Raw genomic sequence first — 20,074 nt, forward strand, 5'->3', positions numbered from 1 at the left:
TCTCTATAGGGGTGCTGAAAGGTGTCAGCTTGAACCTAAATTGATCTGCATCAAAATTGATCTACCCCAAACCAGGTAATCTTTTCTTAACGGAAGTATAAGCGTCAGCGTAAGAAATCTCGCAAACGCCAGCAGAAGACTCGTTCAGTAAACAGTTGAAAATCCGGGATTTTCCTGTCAGCAAGTCACGTTATTTCAGCGTGACTATACTCAGGACGCAGGATTGTTTACTAAAAAAGTTTAACTTCCTTCAGGAGAACACCATGGCCGTAACCAATGTCGCTGAACTCAATGCACTGGTCGAACGTGTAAAAAAAGCCCAGCGTGAATATGCCAACTTTTCTCAACAACAGGTCGACGCCATCTTTCGTGCCGCCGCCCTTGCCGCCGCAGACGCCCGAATCCCGCTAGCCAAGATGGCCGTTGCCGAATCCGGTATGGGCATCGTCGAAGACAAAGTCATTAAAAACCACTTTGCTTCTGAGTATATCTACAACGCCTATAAAGATGAAAAGACCTGTGGCGTGTTAGCCACTGATGACACGTTCGGTACCATTACCATCGCCGAGCCGATTGGCCTGATTTGCGGTATCGTCCCGACCACCAACCCAACCTCAACCGCCATCTTCAAAGCGTTAATCAGTCTTAAAACCCGTAACGGTATTATCTTTTCGCCACACCCACGCGCCAAAGACGCAACAAACAAAGCTGCCGACATCGTCTTGCAGGCCGCCATTGCTGCCGGTGCGCCTAAAGACATTATCGGCTGGATCGATGCCCCGTCTGTTGAGCTATCAAACCAGCTGATGCATCACCCAGACATCAACCTGATTCTCGCCACTGGCGGACCAGGCATGGTGAAAGCGGCATACAGCTCCGGTAAACCGGCGATTGGTGTCGGTGCCGGTAACACGCCGGTAGTGATCGATGAAACCGCCGATGTGAAACGTGCCGTTGCCTCCATTCTGATGTCGAAAACCTTTGATAACGGGGTGATCTGCGCCTCTGAACAATCTGTCATTGTGGTTGATTCAGTTTATGACGCCGTGCGTGAACGTTTCGCCAGCCATGGCGGCTACATGCTGCAGGGTGCTGAACTGAACGCTGTACAGAATATCATCCTGAAAAACGGCGGTCTGAATGCAGCCATCGTGGGTCAGCCTGCCTTCAAAATTGCAGAGATGGCGGGTCTCAGCGTACCACCGAGCACTAAGATACTGATTGGTGAGGTAAAACTGGTGGATGAGTCTGAGCCATTCGCCCACGAAAAACTCTCACCTACCCTCGCGATGTATCGGGCAAAAGATTTCCAGGATGCCGTAGATAAAGCGGAGAAACTGGTCGCCATGGGCGGTATCGGTCACACCTCCTGCCTTTACACCGACCAGGATAACCAGACTGAGCGCGTGCACTACTTCGGCGACAAAATGAAAACCGCGCGTATTCTGATCAATACCCCAGCTTCTCAGGGCGGTATCGGTGACCTCTACAACTTTAAACTGGCGCCGTCTCTGACGCTGGGTTGTGGTTCCTGGGGCGGTAACTCTATTTCAGAGAACGTCGGCCCAAAACACCTGATCAATACCAAAACTGTCGCCAAGCGAGCTGAGAATATGTTGTGGCATAAACTTCCTAAATCCATCTACTTCCGTCGGGGTTCACTGCCAATTGCGCTGGAAGAGGTGGCAACGGACGGCGCGAAACGTGCCTTTATCGTCACTGACCGCTTCCTGTTCAATAACGGTTATGCTGACCAGGTGACCCGCGTGCTGAAATCACACGGCATCGAGACTGAAGTGTTCTTTGAAGTTGAAGCTGACCCAACGCTGAGCATCGTACGTAAAGGTGCAGAGCAGATGAACAGCTTTAAACCTGACGTCATCATTGCGCTGGGCGGCGGTTCCCCAATGGATGCCGCGAAAATCATGTGGGTGATGTACGAACATCCGGAAACCCACTTCGAAGAGCTGGCGTTACGTTTCATGGACATCCGTAAACGTATTTACAAGTTCCCGAAAATGGGCGTCAAAGCACGCATGGTTGCCATCACGACTACCTCAGGTACCGGTTCAGAGGTCACACCGTTCGCTGTGGTAACCGACGATGCGACCGGTCAGAAATATCCTCTGGCTGACTATGCATTGACACCAGATATGGCGATAGTCGATGCCAATCTCGTGATGGATATGCCGCGTTCACTCTGCGCCTTCGGTGGTCTGGATGCAGTTACCCACGCGCTGGAAGCCTATGTTTCCGTGCTGGCGAATGAGTACTCTGATGGGCAGGCGCTGCAGGCACTGAAACTGCTGAAAGAGAATCTGCCAGCCAGTTATGCCGAAGGTGCTAAAAACCCGGTGGCGCGTGAACGCGTACACAATGCCGCGACTATCGCCGGTATTGCGTTTGCCAACGCCTTCCTCGGGGTCTGTCACTCAATGGCACACAAACTGGGCTCAGAGTTCCATATCCCACACGGTCTGGCGAATGCCCTGTTAATCTCGAACGTTATCCGCTACAACGCGAATGACAACCCGACTAAACAGACCGCGTTCAGCCAGTATGATCGTCCACAGGCGCGCCGTCGTTACGCCGAGATTGCTGACCACTTAGGTCTGAGCGCACCAGGCGACCGCACCGCGCAGAAAATTGAGAAGCTGCTGGCATGGCTGGACGAGATTAAAACTGAACTCGGTATTCCGACCTCAATCCGCGAAGCCGGTGTGCAGGAAGCGGACTTCCTGGCGAAAGTCGACAAACTGGCCGATGATGCGTTTGATGACCAGTGTACCGGCGCCAACCCACGCTATCCGCTGATTGCTGAGCTGAAACAGATTATGCTTGATACCTACTACGGACGTGAATTTGTCGAACCGTTCTCAAGTGTCGCCGAAGCCGTAGCTGAGCAGCCGGTAAAAGGCGTGAAAGTTGATAAGAAAGTGAAAAAAGTCTGATAGCTCACTTCTGACTGTCTGATAAAAAAACCCGCCTCGGCGGGTTTTTTATTGCCTGAATGATGCGGTTAATTCAGCGGAGTCTGTGCGCCGTGAATCGCCTGTAACGATCCCTGCTCTATCGCCTGTTTGTAATGCTTACGGCAGACGGAAATATAACGTTCGTTACCGCCAATGACCACCTGCTCGCCTTCACTGAAAGGTTTGCCTTCGCTATCCAGTCGCAGCACCATGCTCGCCTTGCGGCCACAGTGACAAATGGTTTTAAGTTCAACCAGCTTATCTGCCCATGCCAGCAGATACTGACTGCCCACAAACAGCTCACCGCGAAAATCGGTTCTCAGGCCATAGCAGAGTACCGGAATATCCAAATCGTCTACGACATCAGAGAGCGCTTTAACCTGCTCCCGGGTCAGGAACTGACTCTCATCAACCAGCACGCAGTGGATTGGCTGCGCAGCATGTTCGGCGGCAATGTCGCTGTAGAGTGCGGTTTCAGCATTATAGAGCAAGGCTGGCGACGAGAGTCCGATACGGGAACTCACCTGTCCGGCACCGAACCGATTATCGATTTCAGCGGTATAGACCAGCGAACGCATGCCGCGCTCCTGATAGTTATAGGAAGATTGCAGCAGTGCTGTCGATTTCCCTGCATTCATGGCAGAGTAATAAAAATAGAGTTGAGCCATAGGAGCGTATCTTCATCAGAACTTAACGGAATGGCGCGCATATTAACACAAAGTGCAGGTAATACGTTGCGGTGTAGCGGTAATTAAAGCGTAACGGCTGACCACTTATTCATCTTTGTGCTTCGCCGGGAGCCAGTTACATACACTTCACGCAGGATAAGTTTTGCTTATTTTACCCGCAACAAAAGGAACGACATTTTTGTCATCACGCTAAATACATTAAATTTATTGCATATCAGACCCGCGAAAACTATTTTTTATTTGCCATAACCGTTGAATTCTGACTGGGATTATTTTTATTGCTCAGGAGATTATCGTTCTGAATATTTTTTTAAGATTGAAGTTATTTAATGTCACCACTACTATTAGCGGGCAACACAACTTTTCCCTTATTCAGAGACCAGGACAATGAGCGAAGCACTAAAAGTTCTTAATAATATCCGTACGCTGCGCGCCCAGGCCAGAGAGTATTCCGTCGAAACACTGGAAGAGATGCTGGAAAAACTGGACGTGGTGGTAAAAGAACGTCGCGAAGAAGAGTCACATTTTCAGGCAGAAAATGAAGAACGTACGCGTAAGCTTAATCAGTATCGTGAAATGCTGCTGGCGGACGGAATCGACCCGAATGAACTGATTAACACGCTGACCGCCACTCCCCGAGCTGCGGCAAAAGGTAAACGCTCAGTGCGCCCGGCCAAATATGGTTATACCGATGAAAAAGGCGAGTCCAGAACATGGACAGGTCAGGGACGGACACCTGCCGTGATTAAAAAAGCGCTGGAAGAACAGGGTAAAACGCTGGACGATTTTTTACTGTAATGCTGATTGCTTCGCTGCTTAAGCGCTAGCGTGATGCCCAATAAAAAAGGAAGCCAGAGCTTCCTTTTTCTTTTAATCAGACGCGATAAAAATCACGGTACCAGTCAACGAAGTTTTTAACGCCCTCTTCGACCCCGGTCTGCGGTTTAAAACCAATGGCCTTATACAATGCTTCTGTATCCGCACTGGTTTCCAGAACATCACCGGGCTGCATTGGCATCAGATTTTTCTTCGCCGTAATCCCCAGGGCTTTCTCAATCGCTTCGATATAGTTCATCAACGTAACCGGCTGACTGTTACCAATATTGTAAACCCGATAAGGCGCAGAGCTGGTTGCAGGAGAACCGGTTTCAACTGTCCAGTTATCATCCTGTTGCGGAATAACATCCTGCAGGCGGACAATCGCTTCAGCAATATCGTCAATATAGGTAAAGTCGCGTTTCATCTGGCCCTGGTTATAAACATCTATCGCTTCACCCGCAATCATTGCCCGGGTGAACTTAAAGAGTGCCATATCAGGACGGCCCCACGGACCATAAACGGTAAAGAAGCGCAATCCGGTCGTCGGCAACTGATAAAGATGTGAGTAAGTGTGCGACATTAACTCGTTAGCTTTTTTGGTCGCCGCATATAAAGAAACCGGATGATCAACGCTGTCTTCGGTTGAGAACGGCATTTTGCGATTCAGGCCATAAACTGAACTGGATGAGGCGTAGAGCAGATGTTCAATTTTATGATGACGACAGCCTTCAAGGATATTGAGGTGACCGATCAGATTTGAGTCTGCGTAGGCATGGGGATTTTCAATGGAGTACCTTACGCCAGCCTGAGCGCCAAGGTGAATAACGCGCTGGAAGGTATGCTGGTCGAACAGTGACGCCATTGCGTCACGGTCCGCCAGATCCATCTCAATAAATGTAAAACCAGAATCAGCTTTAATTAAATCGAGACGGGCATGCTTGAGATTTACGTCGTAATAATCATTCAGGTTGTCGATACCGACAACCTGGTGACCGGCGGCCAGCAGACGCTGACTGACATGAAAACCAATAAAGCCTGCGGCGCCGGTGACCAGAAAGTTCATAAATCCCTCGTTAATTATGCAGTTTGAATAGACGCTCCGCGGCCGATTGCATAATAAACGAAACCGCGTTTGCTGATACGCTCTGGATCATACAGGTTACGACCATCAAAAATCACGGCTTCTTTCAGTGCATTTTTGATAACGTCGAAGTCAGGCGCACGGAAGTTTTGCCACTCCGTACAGATGACCAGACCGTCTGCGCCCTGCAGTGCGGCTTCTTTGGTACCCATCAGCTTCAGATCGCTGCGGTGACCATAGATGCGCTGCGCTTCATCCATCGCTTCAGGGTCAAACGCCTGAACAGATGCGCCTGCTTCCCACAGCGTTTCCATCAGCACACGGCTGGAGGCTTCACGCATGTCGTCAGTGTTCGGCTTGAATGACAGGCCCCAGAGTGCAAACGTTTTACCTTTCAGATCGTCACCAAAATGACGTTTAATGAAGGTAGGCAGCTTGTTTTTCTGGTTGTCATTCACATCTTCCACCGCCTGCAACAGACGTGGCTGATAGCCAATGGACTCAGCGGTACGGATTAACGCCTGTACATCTTTCGGGAAGCAGGAGCCACCGTAGCCACAGCCAGGATAGATAAAGTGGTAGCCAATGCGGGGATCAGAACCGATACCCTGGCGTACTTTCTCAATATCCGCGCCTAAACGTTCAGCCAGGTTAGACATCTCGTTCATAAAGCTGATTTTGGTTGCCAGCATGCAGTTCGCGGCATACTTGGTCAGCTCTGCGCTGCGGATATCCATCATGATCATGCGATCGTGGTTACGGTTAAACGGCTCATAGAGCTCGCGTAACAGTTCGACCACGTCGTCGTTGTCAGTACCGACAACAATACGCTCCGGACGCATACAGTCATTAACTGCTGCACCCTCTTTCAGGAATTCCGGGTTTGAAACCACATCGAAGGTGATGTTGGCGTCACGCGCTTTCAGCGCTTCCGTCATTACTGCACGAACTTTGTCTGCTGTGCCAACCGGAACGGTTGATTTGTCGATAACCACTTTGTGATCGTTCATATGCTGCGCAATGGTGCGCGCTACGGCGGTCACATATTTCAGATCGGCAGAGCCGTCTTCGTCCGGTGGTGTACCAACTGCAATAAACTGCATAACACCATGGTTTACGCCCAGCTCAGCATCAGTGCTGAACTTCAGACGACCCGCTTCGTAATTGGACATTACCAGCGGCGTTAAACCTGGTTCGAAAATAGGAATGATGCCTTTTTTCAGATTTTCGACTTTATTAGCGTCGACATCAATGCAGAGAACGTCATGTCCGACTTCGGCTAACACCGCAGCCTGAACCAGACCGACATAGCCGATACCAAATACAGTGACTTTCATCGAGTTATCCTGTGTTTATGAATTACTTTTTGTTGCCAACTGCGCCATCGAGCCATTCAGAGAAATCTTTGCCCAATACCGGATGACGAACACCGTACTCAACGAAAGCCTGCATATAGCCCAGCTTGTTACCACAGTCATGGCTCACGCCTTTAAGGTGATAAGCTTCAACCGTCTCTTTTTCCATCAGCATAGCAATGGAGTCAGTCAGCTGAACTTCGCCGCCTGCACCTGGAGGCGTTTTCGCCAGCAGAGGCCAGATGTCTGAAGACAGCACATAACGACCTACGACGGCCAGGTTTGATGGTGATTCTGACGCTTTAGGCTTCTCAACCACACCAACCATAGGTGCGCTGTCGCCTGGGTTCAGTTCTGCGCCCTGGCAATCAACAACACCGTACGCGGTAACATCGGCAACCGGCTCAACCATGATCTGGCTGCGGCCAGACTCTTCATAACGGCTCAGCATCTCTGCCAGGTTATCTTTGGTTGGGTTGGATTCATATTCGTCGATGATGACGTCTGGCAGGATGACCGCAAAGGGCTCATCACCGATCAGCGGGTGTGCACACATCACAGCGTGACCCAGACCTTTAGCGATGCCCTGACGGACCTGCATGATGGTAACGTGTGGCGGGCAGATAGACTGGATTTCATCCAGCAGCTGACGCTTAACGCGTTTTTCCAGCATTGATTCCAGTTCGAAGCTGGTATCAAAGTGGTTTTCGATGGCATTTTTTGATGAATGCGTAACCAGCACAATTTCGTTGATGCCAGCAGCGATACACTCGTTAACGACATACTGGATTAACGGCTTATCAACCAGCGGTAACATTTCTTTTGGAATCGCTTTGGTAGCCGGGAGCATACGCGTACCCAAACCCGCTACCGGGATTACCGCTTTTTTTACTTTGGTATTATTGGCAGACATTAAGATACCTCTCTCATAGGCCGTTCAAGTTAATACTTGATATGTCGGTTTAAAATCGGAAATGAGTATATCAGTTAGTATCGAACGGATTTATCCTGGAAGGGACCAAACCGTCGAAATTAAGACTATTACCCAACTGTAAAGCTAAACTCTGGTCCTGGAATCAGCACCAGAATCTCGCTGTTTTTTGCACTTATTCTTCCGTGGACAGCATCAGCCGTATACGACCGCCCGCGCCCCAGACGTGGCACTGCCAGTTGTCTGCGCGCTGACTGATTTGATTAAGATGGGTGCTGCCCATAGTGCCAAGCGGGACACCATTACTGAGCTGAATCTGATGGGCATGAACATGAAGCGTGGCATTTAATCCGGCCGAAACCAGAATCAGATTTTTTAAACCGCGATGATAGTAACCCACCAGCAGCGGGAACTGACCGCTCAGGTTCGCCTGGCGCAGCAGCAGATTGACCTGTCTGAGTAGTCCATTCAGCTCCGGCAGACGCTGTTTTTGGCCCGTAAGCTGCTCCTGCAGCAGGCCATTAAACAGTGCACGCAGTAATAGCGCCGCCAGCACGCCGTTATCACCGGCGCGCGTCACGTCGAGACAGTAGAACGCCAGATCTTTATCAGAGAGTGCTGCGATATCAAGTACCAGCCCAGGCTGCTCGGCCATCGTCAGCTGCCGATAGTTAATCCGGCAGTTGGCTATGGTCTGCTGCACTGGCGGCTGGAGTTGCTTGAGCAGCTTGGCGGCTGCTTTTGGATCGCGAACCAGCGCATCCCAGTCCTGGAAAAGCTGCTCATCCTCTTCCACTTTGGAGGTGAACATTGAGGGATAAAGGCACTCATAGACCGCTTCACGGAAGCGTTCGAAGTTTTTGAGTGGCTTAAGCAGCACATCCTGCACCCCAAGACGCAGTACATGGGCGATATCGGACATGTTTTCAGTGGCCGAGATGATCAAAATCGGCACGACATTGCCACGGGTACGAATATGCTCAACGAACTGGATGCCACTCATACGGGGCATTTCCAGATCGCAGATAATCAGGTCGACAGTATGCTGTTGTAATTGTGCAATTGCTTCCAGACCATCTTCCGCTTGTAACGTCACAGCACCCATCGATAACAAAAATTGGTCCAGCAACGAACGGAAAACAGCCTCATCTTCGACAATGAGTATCTTTTTGCCGAGTAGTGGTTTTTCCATTCTTTCCCCCTGCGTACCAGATAATTCAATAGTGGTTCATAAAACGCAGTTGCGCCTTTCAGAATTGCCCGAAGTCACCGTTTTGAATGAACAACCTGATTATCTGCCACGGACCAGTGGTAATAGTTCATCCATTTTCTTCTCTACGGCGGCCCTGCCTGCCTCAATGGCCTCTTCAGCACGGTGAAAGTCCAGCGTCGAAATTTGCGGACAGACCGGCTGTATCAAAACATCGGGCGGATCGCCTGCCATACGGTTTCGCTTAAGGCGATTCTCCAGCACCTGGATAGAGGTAGACATAATCTCCATCGCGCCAGGTGACTGAGATGCACGGCGCTGGGTGAAATTCACCAGGCGCTGTCGCAACTTTCCACCCCAACTCAATGCCGCTGCGGCGGCTTCTTCTTCACTGTTCTGAGGTGTAACGGAAAAGAGATCCTGCTGCATTAAATGTGCGTCATGCTGTAAGTCAACGGCGATAACAATGTCTGCCCCCAGGGCACGCGTCAGTGAAATCGGCACCGGGTTCACGACGGCACCATCTACCAGCCAATACCCATTGTAGCCCACCGGCGGTAATAAACCTGGCATACTGCAGGATGCGCGTACCGCCTGATGAAGATCGCCTTCAGTCAGCCAGAGCTCACGCCCCGTACTCAGGTTGGTCGCCACCACGCCGAAGGGTTTATCACAGTGCTCTATCGCATCATTCGGGATCAGCTGACGGACATGGCTGAATACCCGCTCGCCGCGTAATAACCCGCCGCGCTGCCAGGAGACATCCATCAGGCGAATCACATCCCAGTAGCGAAATGCGCTCACCCATTTCTGCATCAGCGGCAGACGGTTATTCACATAGGCAGACCCGACCAGTGCGCCAACTGAGCAGCCTGCAACAACATCGATCTCAATGCCCGCACGTTCCAGCGCGTTAATCACGCCAATATGCGCCCATCCCTTGGCCGCTCCAGACCCCAGAGCCAATCCAATTTTTACCTTTCTCATTTGTATCTGGTCCTGCCGTCAATACGTAGCGTCACAACGTGGGGTCAGCTAACATAGCGCGCTTGTGAAATCGACTCATCATTCCCGGGAGACAATGTGTCAGAAACCTGCCCATGTTGTAGCGGAGAGCAGTATAGCGTATGTTGCGGGCCCTTTCTGCAGGGTAACCAGATTCCTGTTACAGCTGAACAACTTATGCGATCCCGATATTGCGCCTATGTTCAGCATAATGCGGACTATCTGGTTGCAACCTGGCATCCTGAGAAACGCCATCCGGCGCTGTCGGGGCTTTTATCTGAAAGTTTTCCAGGCACCGAATGGCTTAGCCTGAATGTAACCCGTTGTAATCATGGAAGCCATGAGAACGAAGCTTTCGTTACCTTTTTTGCGCGATACCGCGAGAAAACCAACATTCATACCATTCATGAGTGTTCACGCTTTCTTCGCGAGGATCAACGCTGGTACTATGTTGACGGAACAAAACCGCCCGTGGGGCGTAACGATCCCTGCCCGTGCGGCAGTGGCAAAAAATACAAAAAATGTTGTGGTTAAGCTGACGGCTACCCCAGCGGTTTATACCCTAATGCTTTGACAGGACTCTGATTGAGATGCAAGCGCAAACCATGCAAAGAAAAGTTTTACGAACCATTTGTCCCGATGCAAAAGGTCTGATCGCCAAAATCACCAATATTTGTTACAAGCACGAACTTAATATCGTGCAGAACAATGAGTTTGTTGATCATCGCACCGGGCGTTTTTTCATGCGCACCGAGCTGGAAGGGATTTTCAACGACAATACCCTGCTCGCCGATCTCGACAGCGCCCTGCCGCAGGGTTCCGTGCGGGAACTTCACAGTGCCGGTCGCCGTCGTGTAGTGATTCTGGTGACTAAAGAGGCACACTGCCTGGGCGATCTGTTAATGAAGAGCGCGTTTGGCGGCCTGGATATGGAAATTGCAGCGGTAGTGGGTAACCACGACACCCTGCGTTCACTGGTTGAGCGTTTCGATATTCCGTTTGTGTTGGTGAGTCATGAGGGGCTGACGCGGGAAGAGCACGATAACCGCATGATAGAAGAGATTGACCGCTATCAGCCCGATTACGTGGTGCTGGCAAAATATATGCGCGTTCTGACGCCCGCTTTCGTGCAGCGTTATCCGAACCAGATTATCAATATTCATCACTCCTTCCTGCCCGCCTTTATCGGAGCCCGCCCTTACCATCAGGCTTATGAGCGTGGCGTGAAAATCATCGGTGCTACCGCGCACTACGTGAATGACAATCTCGATGAAGGTCCAATCATCATGCAGGATGTGATTAACGTCGATCACAGCTACACCGCGGATGAGATGATGCGTGCCGGTCGCGATGTAGAAAAGAATGTCCTGAGCAACGCTCTGTACAAAGTACTGGGACAGCGCGTGTTCGTTTACGGTAACCGTACGATTATTCTTTAATCAGCCAGGGCGCTGAATTGTCTGCAGATTCAGCGCTACGTGTAAAAAGTGGGCAAACAGTTGCGGTTTTGCCAGTGGGCGCTTTACACCCTTATCGCATTTGGTATGATGCGCCCCGCTTTAAGAGACAAAGATTCAGGCCATGGTGGGATTCCCGAGCGGCCAAAGGGAGCAGACTGTAAATCTGCCGTCACAGACTTCGAAGGTTCGAATCCTTCTCCCACCACCATCTGAATCTGAATCATCTTAAGCCACTTCAAATATCCCTGGTGGGATTCCCGAGCGGCCAAAGGGAGCAGACTGTAAATCTGCCGTCACAGACTTCGAAGGTTCGAATCCTTCTCCCACCACCATCTTGTATATCGCACTCCATCCCAAAAAATATCAAAGTCTCCTGTTCTGCGGGGAAAGGGATGAGAACCTTCGATCAAGGTTCGGGTCGAGCATCGCGAGACAACGCGCTCCAGCGCGGCCCGAAGGGTGAGGCGCAACGCGCCGAATAATCCTTCTCCCACCACCATCCTGCATATCGCACACGACTCCCAAAAAATATCTGAGCCCCTTGTTCTGCCTTACACCTCCTCACGTTTCTTACCCGCTTTCGCACAATCTCAGCCTGTTCTGCCATGACTTCTTCAATAAAAATCGCTACCATCTTTGCCCATTACTCGCTGAAAAATGGTCGATCTCATGAAATTTGTTTCATTTAACATCAATGGGTTGCGTGCCCGCCCGCATCAACTTCAGGCGCTTGTCGAACAGCATCAGCCCGATGTGATCGGTCTGCAGGAAACCAAGGTCCACGACGACATGTTTCCGCTGGAGGAGGTGGCAAAGCTTGGCTATCACGTCTTTTATCATGGGCAGAAAGGCCACTACGGCGTGGCGTTGCTAACCAAAGCGCAGCCCGTTTCAGTGAGCCGGGGCTTTCCGGGCGATGACGAAGAGTCCCAGCGCCGCCTGATCATGGCGGAAATCCCCAGCCCGATTGGCGACATCACAGTGATCAATGGCTATTTCCCACAGGGCGAAAGTCGCGACCACCCTACCAAGTTCCCGGCTAAAGAGAAGTTCTATCGCGATCTGCAACGCCTGCTGACCGACGATCTGCCTGCCGATAAACCGGTTCTGGTTATGGGCGACATGAATATCAGCAGCACCGATCTGGATATTGGCATTGGTGAGGAGAGCCGCAAACGCTGGCTGCGCACCGGCAAATGCTCTTTCCTGCCGGAAGAGCGTGAGTGGATGGATCGCCTGTTGGGCTGGGGACTGGTGGATACCTGGCGCGAGCACAACCCGGAGGTGGCGGACCGTTTCTCCTGGTTCGATTATCGTTCGAAAGGGTTTGATGATAATCGTGGCTTACGCATTGATTTAGTGCTGGCAAGTAAAAATCTGGCAGCGCACTGCGTTGAGAGCGGCATTGATTATGAGATTCGGGGCATGGAGAAGCCGTCTGACCACGCCCCCATCTGGTCAACCTTCCGCTTTTAATTAATGGTCGCGTGGCAGAACGCCACGCGACGGCTATTTCACTATTTTCCAGATCAGATTGTTGGTGCCAAGAGACTGTTCATCACGCGCGCACTGCAGCAGCACGCCCTCAGATTTCACTACCGCGCCTTCTGTGTAGTTGCGGTTCTCAAAGATACAGCAGCGGAGACAGTCCTGCTGACGTCTCTCTGACTGCGTCCAGGCTTCCGGCGGCATATCCACCACCACATCGGTGTTCACACCGTTGCTGCCCTGTTGTGGCATCGACTGATAACGACTGTTGGCCTGCACTGCGCTGGTCACCAGCGTCAGAGCCACGACCAGAAATACCGAATAACGCCTCATTCCGTCTCCTTAACTTTACGCCTGGTTTTGCGCACCGGACGTTTCTGTCCGGTGGACGGTAATCTCCGAAATGCATGCGCCGCAGGCTGCTGCCGCGCCTGCTGGATAAGGCCGGTTAAGGTCTGCACCAGCGGCTGCATAAACTCATCATAGCGGCAGGCCTTTTCGCTGATACGCGTCAGTGTCGATTCCCACTGCGCCGTCATATCCGGGCGCGCTGCCAGATCGGGCAGAGAGTGAATCAGGGCGCGTCCGGCATCCGTGGAATTGATGTAACGGCCCTTCTTCACCAGGAAGCCACGACGAAACAGTAATTCGATAATGCCGGCGCGTGTGGCTTCCGTTCCTAAACCATCGGTCGCACGCAGCACTTTCTTTAATTCTTTATCCTGAACGAAACGGGCGATGCCGGTCATTGCAGAAAGAATCGTCGCATCGGTAAACGGGCGTGGCGGCTGAGTCTGCTTCGCCAGCACCTCGCCACGCTCACAAAGCAACGCATCACCCTTCGCTACCACCGGCAGCGGCATGCCGTCGTTCTCTTCATCCCGCTCTTTGCTGCCGAGCAGCGCGCGCCAGCCCGCCTCAGCCAGGAAGCGCGCTTTCGCCACAAACTTTCCGCCCGCAATATCAAGGTCGATGACACATTTACGGAATACCGCATCCGGGCAGAACTGCATCAGATACTGGCGCGCTACCAGCTCATAAATATGCTGTTCGTTTTCACTGAGCTTCACCGCGCTGCTCCGGGCCGTGGGAATAATGGCGTGGTGAGCATCGACTTTTTTATCGTCCCAGCAGCGGTTTCTGCGATTGGCGTTAAAGTCTGCTGGTGGGGTGAGCTGGGGCTGATGCGCCTGTATCGCCTTTAACACCGCATGACGACCGGCAACATGCTCTTCCGGCAGATAGCGGCTGTCTGAACGCGGATAGGTAATCAGTTTGTGGGTCTCATAGAGCCGCTGACAGGTGTCCAGGACCGTCTGGGCACTCAGTCCGTAACGTTTTGCGGCCTCGATCTGCAGGCTGGACAGGGAGAATGGCAGCGGAGCGACGTCATTTTCGCGCTTATCGCTGTAAGCCGTGACGATGGCGGGCTGACCGGTGATACGCGCCACCACATGATCGGCCAGTGCGCGTTTGAGCAGCCGTCCCTCTTCATCCTGCCACGGCTCACAGGCTTCGCTGGGGATCCAGCTGGCAACAAATCTGGCACCATCAGGCGTGAGGATATGCGCTTTAACTTCGAAGTAGTCTTTCGGCACGAAGTTTTCGATCTCCTCATCGCGCCGCACTACCAGCCCCAGCACCGGTGTCTGTACCCGGCCTACTGACAGCACACCATCGTAGCCGGCATTGCGTCCCAGCAGCGTCCAGGCGCGGGTCATATTGATGCCGTAGAGCCAGTCAGCCCGGGCGCGGGCCAGCGCAGAAACGCACAGCGGGATAAACTCGCGATTCTCACGCAGGCGATTTACGGCGCGATCCACTGCCTGAGGGTTAAGATCGTTGATCAGACAGCGCTGCACTTTACTGCGTTTTTCAGGGGGCAGGTTCAGGTAATCCAGCACCTCATCCACCAGCAACTGCCCTTCCCGATCCGGGTCACCGGCATGCACCACTTCACTCGCCTGCGCCAGCAGACCCTCCACCACTTTCAGCTGCTTTGCAACCGACGGACGTGGTTTCAGCTGCCATTTTTCCGGAATGATCGGCAGATCGTTCAGCGACCAGCGCGCGTAACGGCTGTCATAACTGTCGGGCTGCGCCTGCTCAAGAAGGTGTCCCACGCACCAGGTGACGATCTGATCGTTGCCGCAGGCAATAAAGCCATCACCGCGGCGATGCGGTTTCGGCAGCACATCTGCGATAGCACGCCCAAGGCTCGGTTTTTCCGCAATAAACAAACGCATTGAATCAGGACATCCTTAACATCAGGGGAACACAGTGATAACCGGTTGTTCGCTGTCGGTTGGAATCTCGCGGGCTATGTTAGCCTGGCAGGGCTTCGGGTGTAAGCATGACGCGCGGTGTTAGCGATCGTTCGCACAGGAACCGTGCAACAGGCAGGGCTGCAAAGCACCCTGCCGGAACCGGACAGGCAGATCAGAAGTAACGGACGAAAGGCGCAGTGTCTGGCGGGAGCACCGTAGTGCTGGATTTCAGTTGCGGGGTGCCCAGGTAGAGGAAGCCGACGATGGCATCCTGCTCGCGGCAGCCAAAGCCCTGCCGGACCTGCTCGTCATCGGTCCAGGGACCGCTGCGCCAGATACCGTTGTACCCCTGAGCAAGCGCCGCCATCTGCATCGCCATCACCGCACAGCTGGCCGAGGCAATCTGTTCCCAGCGCGGCACTTTATGGTGCGCTTCGCAATGTGCCACCACTGTAATGATCATCGGTGCGCGAAACGGCGCCTGGCTCGCTTTGTTAATCGCCTTTTCATCCAGTTGATTATCACGTGCCGCCTTCTCCAGTAGCTGACTCATCCGATCACGCCCTTCATTTTCTACAATGATGAAGCGCCAGGGTTGCAGCGTGCCGTGATCCGGGGCGCGCATGCCCGCCCGCAGGATATTTTCCAGTGCGTCACCCGCCGGTGCCGGCTCAGTCAGGCGTGAAGCCGAACGTCGGTTGACCAGTAACTCCAGTGCGTCCATGTTTCTCTCCCGATCTCTGTAATGTTGCCATTATCCTGGCACAGGCAGATTTTTTGTAACAGTGCGCAGTGATTTCCTGCTGACTTTTAACACGCCGCTCTTTAGGATGAGCTCGTCGGGGAAGTCTGGTCCGCGCGGCGGCCACTTCCTGCTACATATTTATGGAGAGTCTGATGCGCACATTGTGGCGAATAATTGCAGGTCTGTTCCGCTGGAGCTGGCGGGTATTGAATTTTATCAGGGAATTCATTCTGAATATTTTCCTGATTTTATTGATTGTGGTGGGTGTGGGGATCTGGCTTCAGGTCAGCGGATCGGGCGGCAGTTCAGCGCCGATTCAGCAGGGCGCACTGAAAGTCGATCTCAGCGGCGTACTGGTGGATAAACCGTCGGTAAGCAACCGTCTGAGTAAAATTGGCCGCCAGCTGCTGGGTGCCAGCAGTGACCGCTTACAGGAAAATTCGCTGTTTGATGTGGTCGATGCCATTCGCCAGGCAAAGGGCGACAGCAACATTAAAGGCATGGTGCTGGATTTACGCGAATTTGCCGGTGGCGATCAGCCTTCGCTGCAATATGTGGGTAAAGCGCTGCGTGAATTCCGCGACAGCGGCAAGCCAATTTATGCTCTGGGCGACAGCTACAGCCAGGCGCAATACTACCTTGCCAGCTACGCCACAAAAATCTATCTGTCGCCGCAGGGCACAGTGGATCTGCATGGCTTCGCCACCAACGGACTCTATTACAAAACCCTGCTGGAGAAGCTGAAAGTCACCTCACACGTCTTCCGTGTCGGGACCTACAAATCAGCGGTCGAGCCGTTCCTACGTGACGACATGTCACCCGCGGCACGTGATGCTGACAGCCGCTGGGTAGGTCAGCTGTGGCAGAACTACCTGAATACCGTGGCGGCGAATCGCCAGCTGACGCCGGAACAACTCTTCCCGGGCGCAGCAGCGATCATTGCTGGTTTAAACGCGGTTAAAGGCGACACCGCGCAATATGCGCTGGATAACAAGCTGGTCGATGCCCTGGGTTCCCGTGCAGCAGCCGATCAGGAACTGGTGAAAACCTTTGGTCTGGATAAGCAGAGCAACGATTACCGTAGCGTCAGCATCTATGACTACAGTGTGAAACCGGCCTCCTCGCAGCAGGATGGCAACATTGCGGTCGTCATGGCCAGCGGTGCCATCATGGATGGCGAAGAGACGCCGGGCAACGTCGGTGGCGACACAACAGCTGCTCAGATCCGCGATGCGCGCCTCGATCCAAAAATCAAAGCGATTATTCTGCGGGTGAACAGCCCGGGTGGCAGCGTGACGGCTTCGGAAGCGATTCGTGAAGAGCTGGCGGCGGCCCAGGCCGCAGGTAAGCCGATTGTGGTTTCTATGGGCGGCATGGCGGCATCCGGCGGTTACTGGATCTCAACGCCTGCCAGCTACATTGTGGCAAACCCCAGCACGCTGACCGGCTCGATTGGTATCTTCGGCGTGATCAATACGCTGGAGAACAGTCTGGACAGCATTGGCGTGCACACGGATGGTGTCGCGACCTCCCCGCTGGCGGATATCTCCACCACCAAGGCACTGCCAGCGGAAGTTCAGCAGCTGATGCAGCTGACTATCGAAAATGGTTACCGCAACTTTGTGGGTCTGGTGGCGAAGTCGCGTCATAAAACCCCCGAGCAGATTGATGCGATAGCGCAGGGCCATGTCTGGACCGGCAGCGATGCCAAAGCCAATGGCCTGGTGGATGCGCTGGGTGACTTCGATGATGCCGTGAAGAAGGCGGGCGAGCTGGCGAAAGTCAGTAAACCCATGCTGAGCTGGTATCAGGATGAACCGACCTTCCTGGATATGGTGCTAGGCCAGATAAACGCCTCTGTACAGGCCGTATTGCCGGATACGCTGAAAGCCTGGCTGCCCGCACCAATGCTGGATGTGATGAGTGCCATGAAAGCCCAGCCGGGTCTGTTCGACAAGCAGAACGATCCTCAGAACCGTTATGCCTTCTGCCTGAACTGCGGCGAAGTGCGATAAACCTCTCAGCCCGGCCGCTGGTCGGGCTGCTTTTCCCCGCTATTCCCCTTATACTGCGCGTTTTATGGCGAGTCTGAGTTCTCTAATGCAAAAGAAAAACATCTACGTAGCCTACACGGGCGGGACAATCGGTATGCAGCGCTCTGCGCAGGGCTATATTCCGGTCTCAGGGCACCTGCAGCAGCAGCTGGCGAATATGCCCGAGTTCCACCGCCCCGAGATGCCTGATTTCACCATTCATGAATATCAGCCGCTGATCGACTCATCCGACATGACCCCGGAAGACTGGCAGTTTATCGCCAACGATATCCGACAAAATTACGATCGCTATGATGGCTTTGTGATTCTGCATGGCACTGACACCATGGCGTTTACCGCTTCCGCGCTCTCGTTCATGCTGGAAAATCTGGCCAAGCCGGTGATCGTGACCGGGTCGCAGATCCCCCTGGCGGAGCTGCGCTCAGATGGTCAGCAGAATCTTTTAAATTCGCTCTATGTGGCGGCTAACTACCCGATCAGTGAAGTGTCTCTGTTTTTCAATAACACACTTTATCGCGGTAACCGTACGACCAAGGCCCATGCCGATGGCTTCAACGCCTTTGCGTCGCCGAACCTCTCTGCACTACTGGAAGCGGGCATTCATATTCGCCGCCTTAATACGCCACCAGCCCCATCCGGTCAGGGCGAACTGAACGTTCACACCATTACGCCTCAGCCTATTGGCGTGGTCACCATCTATCCTGGAATTTCCGCCGACGTAGTGCGTAACTTCCTGCGTCAGCCGGTGAAGGCGCTGATTCTGCGTTCTTATGGCGTGGGCAATGCCCCGCAGAACAAGGAATTTCTGGCCGAACTTCACCAGGCCAGCGAACGTGGTATCGTGGTAGTGAACCTGACCCAGTGTATTTCAGGCAAGGTGAATATGGGCGGATACGCCACCGGTAATGCGCTGGAAGAAGCTGGCGTGATTAGCGGATTTGACCTCACGGTAGAAGCCGCGCTGACCAAGCTACACTTTTTACTCAGTCAGGAACTTTCTGCCGATCAAATCCGTGCCAGAATGCAGCAGAATTTGCGCGGCGAACTGACTGAAGACTGAAACGGAGCGACATGTAATGAAGCGGGCACTCATCATTATTGATATTCAGAACGATTTTTGCCCCGGCGGCCCGATGGCAGTCCATGAGGGCGACCACACGGTCGAGGTGGCCAATCGCTATGCGCGGCTGTTCCGTGAAAACGGTGAATGCGTACTGGCCCTGCAGGACTGGCACCCGGCCGATCACGGCAGCTTTGCCTCGGTTTCCGGTGAGCCGGTATACACGCTGGGCGAGTTAAATGGTCTGGCGCAAATCTGGTGGCCCGATCACGGCATTCAGGGCTCAGGAGGTGCGGACTTCCATCCCGGTCTGGATCGTTCACTGTTCGATGCGACGTTCCATAAAGGTGAAGATCAGGATGTCGACAGCTACAGCGCCTTTTTTGATAATGGCCACCGTCGTAAAACCGAGCTGGACAGCTGGCTGCGTGAGCGTGGCATCACTCATCTGGTGATGCTGGGGCTGGCGACAGATTACTGCGTGAAATATAGCGTGCTGGATGCGCTGGAATTGGGGTATCACGTCGAAGTAGTCAAAGAAGGCTGCCGCGGCGTTAATCTGAATCCTGAGGACAGTGAAATCGCCTTTGCTCAGATGACGGCTCAGGGCGCGATTCTGATTTAAAATGGAGCTGGCATGACGCCAGCTTTTTTTTAGTGCAGATGAATGCGGGTAACATCCGGGTCGATACCGAACGCTTCTTTCAGCTCTTTTTTCGACTTCATCACCATCTCGCCGCCCTTAGCGATGGTCATATGCTGCGGCGCATCGTTGTGTCTTGCCTGCCACAACATAACCAGTTGCAGGCAGTTGTCGCGCTGCTCCTGCGTCAGTGCCACGCCATCCGGCCATTTTCCAATCTCAACTGCTGTTGCCAGTCGTTCGTAGACTTCAGGTGTCATCGACGCAAGCATTGCTTCAAGTTGTTCCTTCATCG

Annotated in this window: 18 protein-coding genes, 2 tRNA genes and 1 other RNA gene; 11 read left to right on the forward strand and 10 right to left on the reverse strand. The window is 53.0% G+C overall.

Annotated features, from left to right (window positions below; translation table 11 throughout):
- The first annotated feature begins 263 nt into the window (after window positions 1–263).
- The gene (gene adhE, locus AC6I8C_RS10475; protein WP_497822427.1) at window positions 264–2,951 is read left to right on the forward strand and encodes a bifunctional acetaldehyde-CoA/alcohol dehydrogenase; all 2,688 of its coding nucleotides are present in this window, start codon (window positions 264–266) and stop codon (window positions 2,949–2,951) included.
- A gap of 68 nt (window positions 2,952–3,019) precedes the next feature.
- Here adhE and tdk read toward each other — a convergent pair whose 3' ends face one another.
- A complete protein-coding gene (tdk, locus tag AC6I8C_RS10480; RefSeq protein ID WP_497822428.1) occupies window positions 3,020–3,640 on the reverse strand; it encodes a thymidine kinase in 621 nt (206 codons plus the stop codon).
- A 408-nt stretch (window positions 3,641–4,048) separates the two neighbouring features.
- Here tdk and hns point away from each other — a divergent pair, with 408 nt between their 5' ends.
- Window positions 4,049–4,459, forward strand: coding sequence for a histone-like nucleoid-structuring protein H-NS (gene hns / locus AC6I8C_RS10485; protein ID WP_150015143.1), 411 nt, complete (start codon window positions 4,049–4,051; stop codon window positions 4,457–4,459).
- Window positions 4,460–4,535: 76 nt separating this feature from the next.
- On the opposite strand, the gene AC6I8C_RS10490 is transcribed toward hns, so the two are convergent.
- From AC6I8C_RS10490 to rssA, 5 genes are all read right to left on the reverse strand, one after another.
- Window positions 4,536–5,543, reverse strand: a complete 1,008-nt coding sequence (locus AC6I8C_RS10490; RefSeq protein WP_497822429.1) for an NAD-dependent epimerase — start codon at window positions 5,541–5,543, stop codon at window positions 4,536–4,538.
- A 14-nt stretch (window positions 5,544–5,557) separates the two neighbouring features.
- Window positions 5,558–6,898 (reverse strand): UDP-glucose dehydrogenase family protein, encoded by a 1,341-nt coding sequence (locus AC6I8C_RS10495; RefSeq protein ID WP_013358051.1) that lies wholly within the window; start codon window positions 6,896–6,898, stop codon window positions 5,558–5,560.
- A gap of 22 nt (window positions 6,899–6,920) precedes the next feature.
- On the reverse strand, window positions 6,921–7,829 hold the full coding sequence (gene galU, locus AC6I8C_RS10500) for a UTP--glucose-1-phosphate uridylyltransferase GalU (RefSeq protein ID WP_013358052.1): 909 nt from the start codon (window positions 7,827–7,829) through the stop codon (window positions 6,921–6,923).
- A gap of 193 nt (window positions 7,830–8,022) precedes the next feature.
- Window positions 8,023–9,039, reverse strand: coding sequence for a two-component system response regulator RssB (rssB, locus tag AC6I8C_RS10505; RefSeq protein ID WP_013358053.1), 1,017 nt, complete (start codon window positions 9,037–9,039; stop codon window positions 8,023–8,025).
- 99 nt (window positions 9,040–9,138) lie between these two features.
- On the reverse strand, window positions 9,139–10,044 hold the full coding sequence (gene rssA / locus AC6I8C_RS10510) for a patatin-like phospholipase RssA (protein WP_497822430.1): 906 nt from the start codon (window positions 10,042–10,044) through the stop codon (window positions 9,139–9,141).
- Window positions 10,045–10,140: 96 nt separating this feature from the next.
- Here rssA and AC6I8C_RS10515 point away from each other — a divergent pair, with 96 nt between their 5' ends.
- The 6 genes from AC6I8C_RS10515 (at window position 10,141) to xthA (ending at window position 12,998) form a co-directional block, all read left to right on the forward strand.
- The gene (locus AC6I8C_RS10515) at window positions 10,141–10,596 is read left to right on the forward strand and encodes a YchJ family protein (RefSeq protein ID WP_072008961.1); all 456 of its coding nucleotides are present in this window, start codon (window positions 10,141–10,143) and stop codon (window positions 10,594–10,596) included.
- Between the two features lie 56 nt (window positions 10,597–10,652).
- Entirely contained in the window at window positions 10,653–11,501 is an 849-nt protein-coding gene (gene purU / locus AC6I8C_RS10520) for a formyltetrahydrofolate deformylase (protein ID WP_497822431.1), read from the forward strand.
- 144 nt (window positions 11,502–11,645) lie between these two features.
- Window positions 11,646–11,730: transfer RNA gene (locus AC6I8C_RS10525), tRNA-Tyr, on the forward strand.
- Window positions 11,731–11,769: 39 nt separating this feature from the next.
- A tRNA-Tyr gene (locus AC6I8C_RS10530) sits at window positions 11,770–11,854 on the forward strand.
- A 39-nt stretch (window positions 11,855–11,893) separates the two neighbouring features.
- Window positions 11,894–12,021, forward strand: a non-coding RNA gene (locus tag AC6I8C_RS10535) — RtT sRNA.
- Between the two features lie 170 nt (window positions 12,022–12,191).
- Window positions 12,192–12,998, forward strand: coding sequence for an exodeoxyribonuclease III (gene xthA, locus AC6I8C_RS10540; RefSeq protein WP_313678210.1), 807 nt, complete (start codon window positions 12,192–12,194; stop codon window positions 12,996–12,998).
- Between the two features lie 33 nt (window positions 12,999–13,031).
- On the opposite strand, the gene AC6I8C_RS10545 is transcribed toward xthA, so the two are convergent.
- The 3 genes from AC6I8C_RS10545 to AC6I8C_RS10555 form a co-directional block, all read right to left on the reverse strand.
- Window positions 13,032–13,343, reverse strand: a complete 312-nt coding sequence (locus AC6I8C_RS10545; protein ID WP_033732846.1) for a DUF1496 domain-containing protein — start codon at window positions 13,341–13,343, stop codon at window positions 13,032–13,034.
- Window positions 13,340–15,256: a DNA topoisomerase III gene (locus tag AC6I8C_RS10550; protein ID WP_497822432.1), complete on the reverse strand. Its 1,917-nt coding sequence runs from the start codon at window positions 15,254–15,256 to the stop codon at window positions 13,340–13,342. The genes AC6I8C_RS10545 and AC6I8C_RS10550 overlap by 4 nt, the downstream gene beginning before the upstream one ends.
- A gap of 193 nt (window positions 15,257–15,449) precedes the next feature.
- Window positions 15,450–16,001, reverse strand: a complete 552-nt coding sequence (locus AC6I8C_RS10555; protein ID WP_266307626.1) for an NAD(P)H nitroreductase — start codon at window positions 15,999–16,001, stop codon at window positions 15,450–15,452.
- 173 nt (window positions 16,002–16,174) lie between these two features.
- Between AC6I8C_RS10555 and sppA the strand changes: the two genes are divergently transcribed.
- The 3 genes from sppA to pncA all read left to right on the forward strand — a co-directional run bounded on the left by sppA (window position 16,175) and on the right by pncA (window position 19,761).
- Window positions 16,175–18,037, forward strand: a complete 1,863-nt coding sequence (sppA, locus tag AC6I8C_RS10560) for a signal peptide peptidase SppA (protein WP_497822433.1) — start codon at window positions 16,175–16,177, stop codon at window positions 18,035–18,037.
- 85 nt (window positions 18,038–18,122) lie between these two features.
- Window positions 18,123–19,136, forward strand: coding sequence for an asparaginase (ansA, locus tag AC6I8C_RS10565; protein ID WP_497822434.1), 1,014 nt, complete (start codon window positions 18,123–18,125; stop codon window positions 19,134–19,136).
- A gap of 16 nt (window positions 19,137–19,152) precedes the next feature.
- The gene (gene pncA, locus AC6I8C_RS10570) at window positions 19,153–19,761 is read left to right on the forward strand and encodes a bifunctional nicotinamidase/pyrazinamidase (protein ID WP_497822435.1); all 609 of its coding nucleotides are present in this window, start codon (window positions 19,153–19,155) and stop codon (window positions 19,759–19,761) included.
- Between the two features lie 29 nt (window positions 19,762–19,790).
- On the opposite strand, the gene AC6I8C_RS10575 is transcribed toward pncA, so the two are convergent.
- Entirely contained in the window at window positions 19,791–20,072 is a 282-nt protein-coding gene (locus AC6I8C_RS10575; RefSeq protein WP_013358061.1) for a YeaC family protein, read from the reverse strand.
- Between the last annotated feature and the right edge of the window lie 2 nt (window positions 20,073–20,074).

It is taken from the genome of Pantoea sp. X-Soil-YNGN-844, from assembly GCF_059730595.1.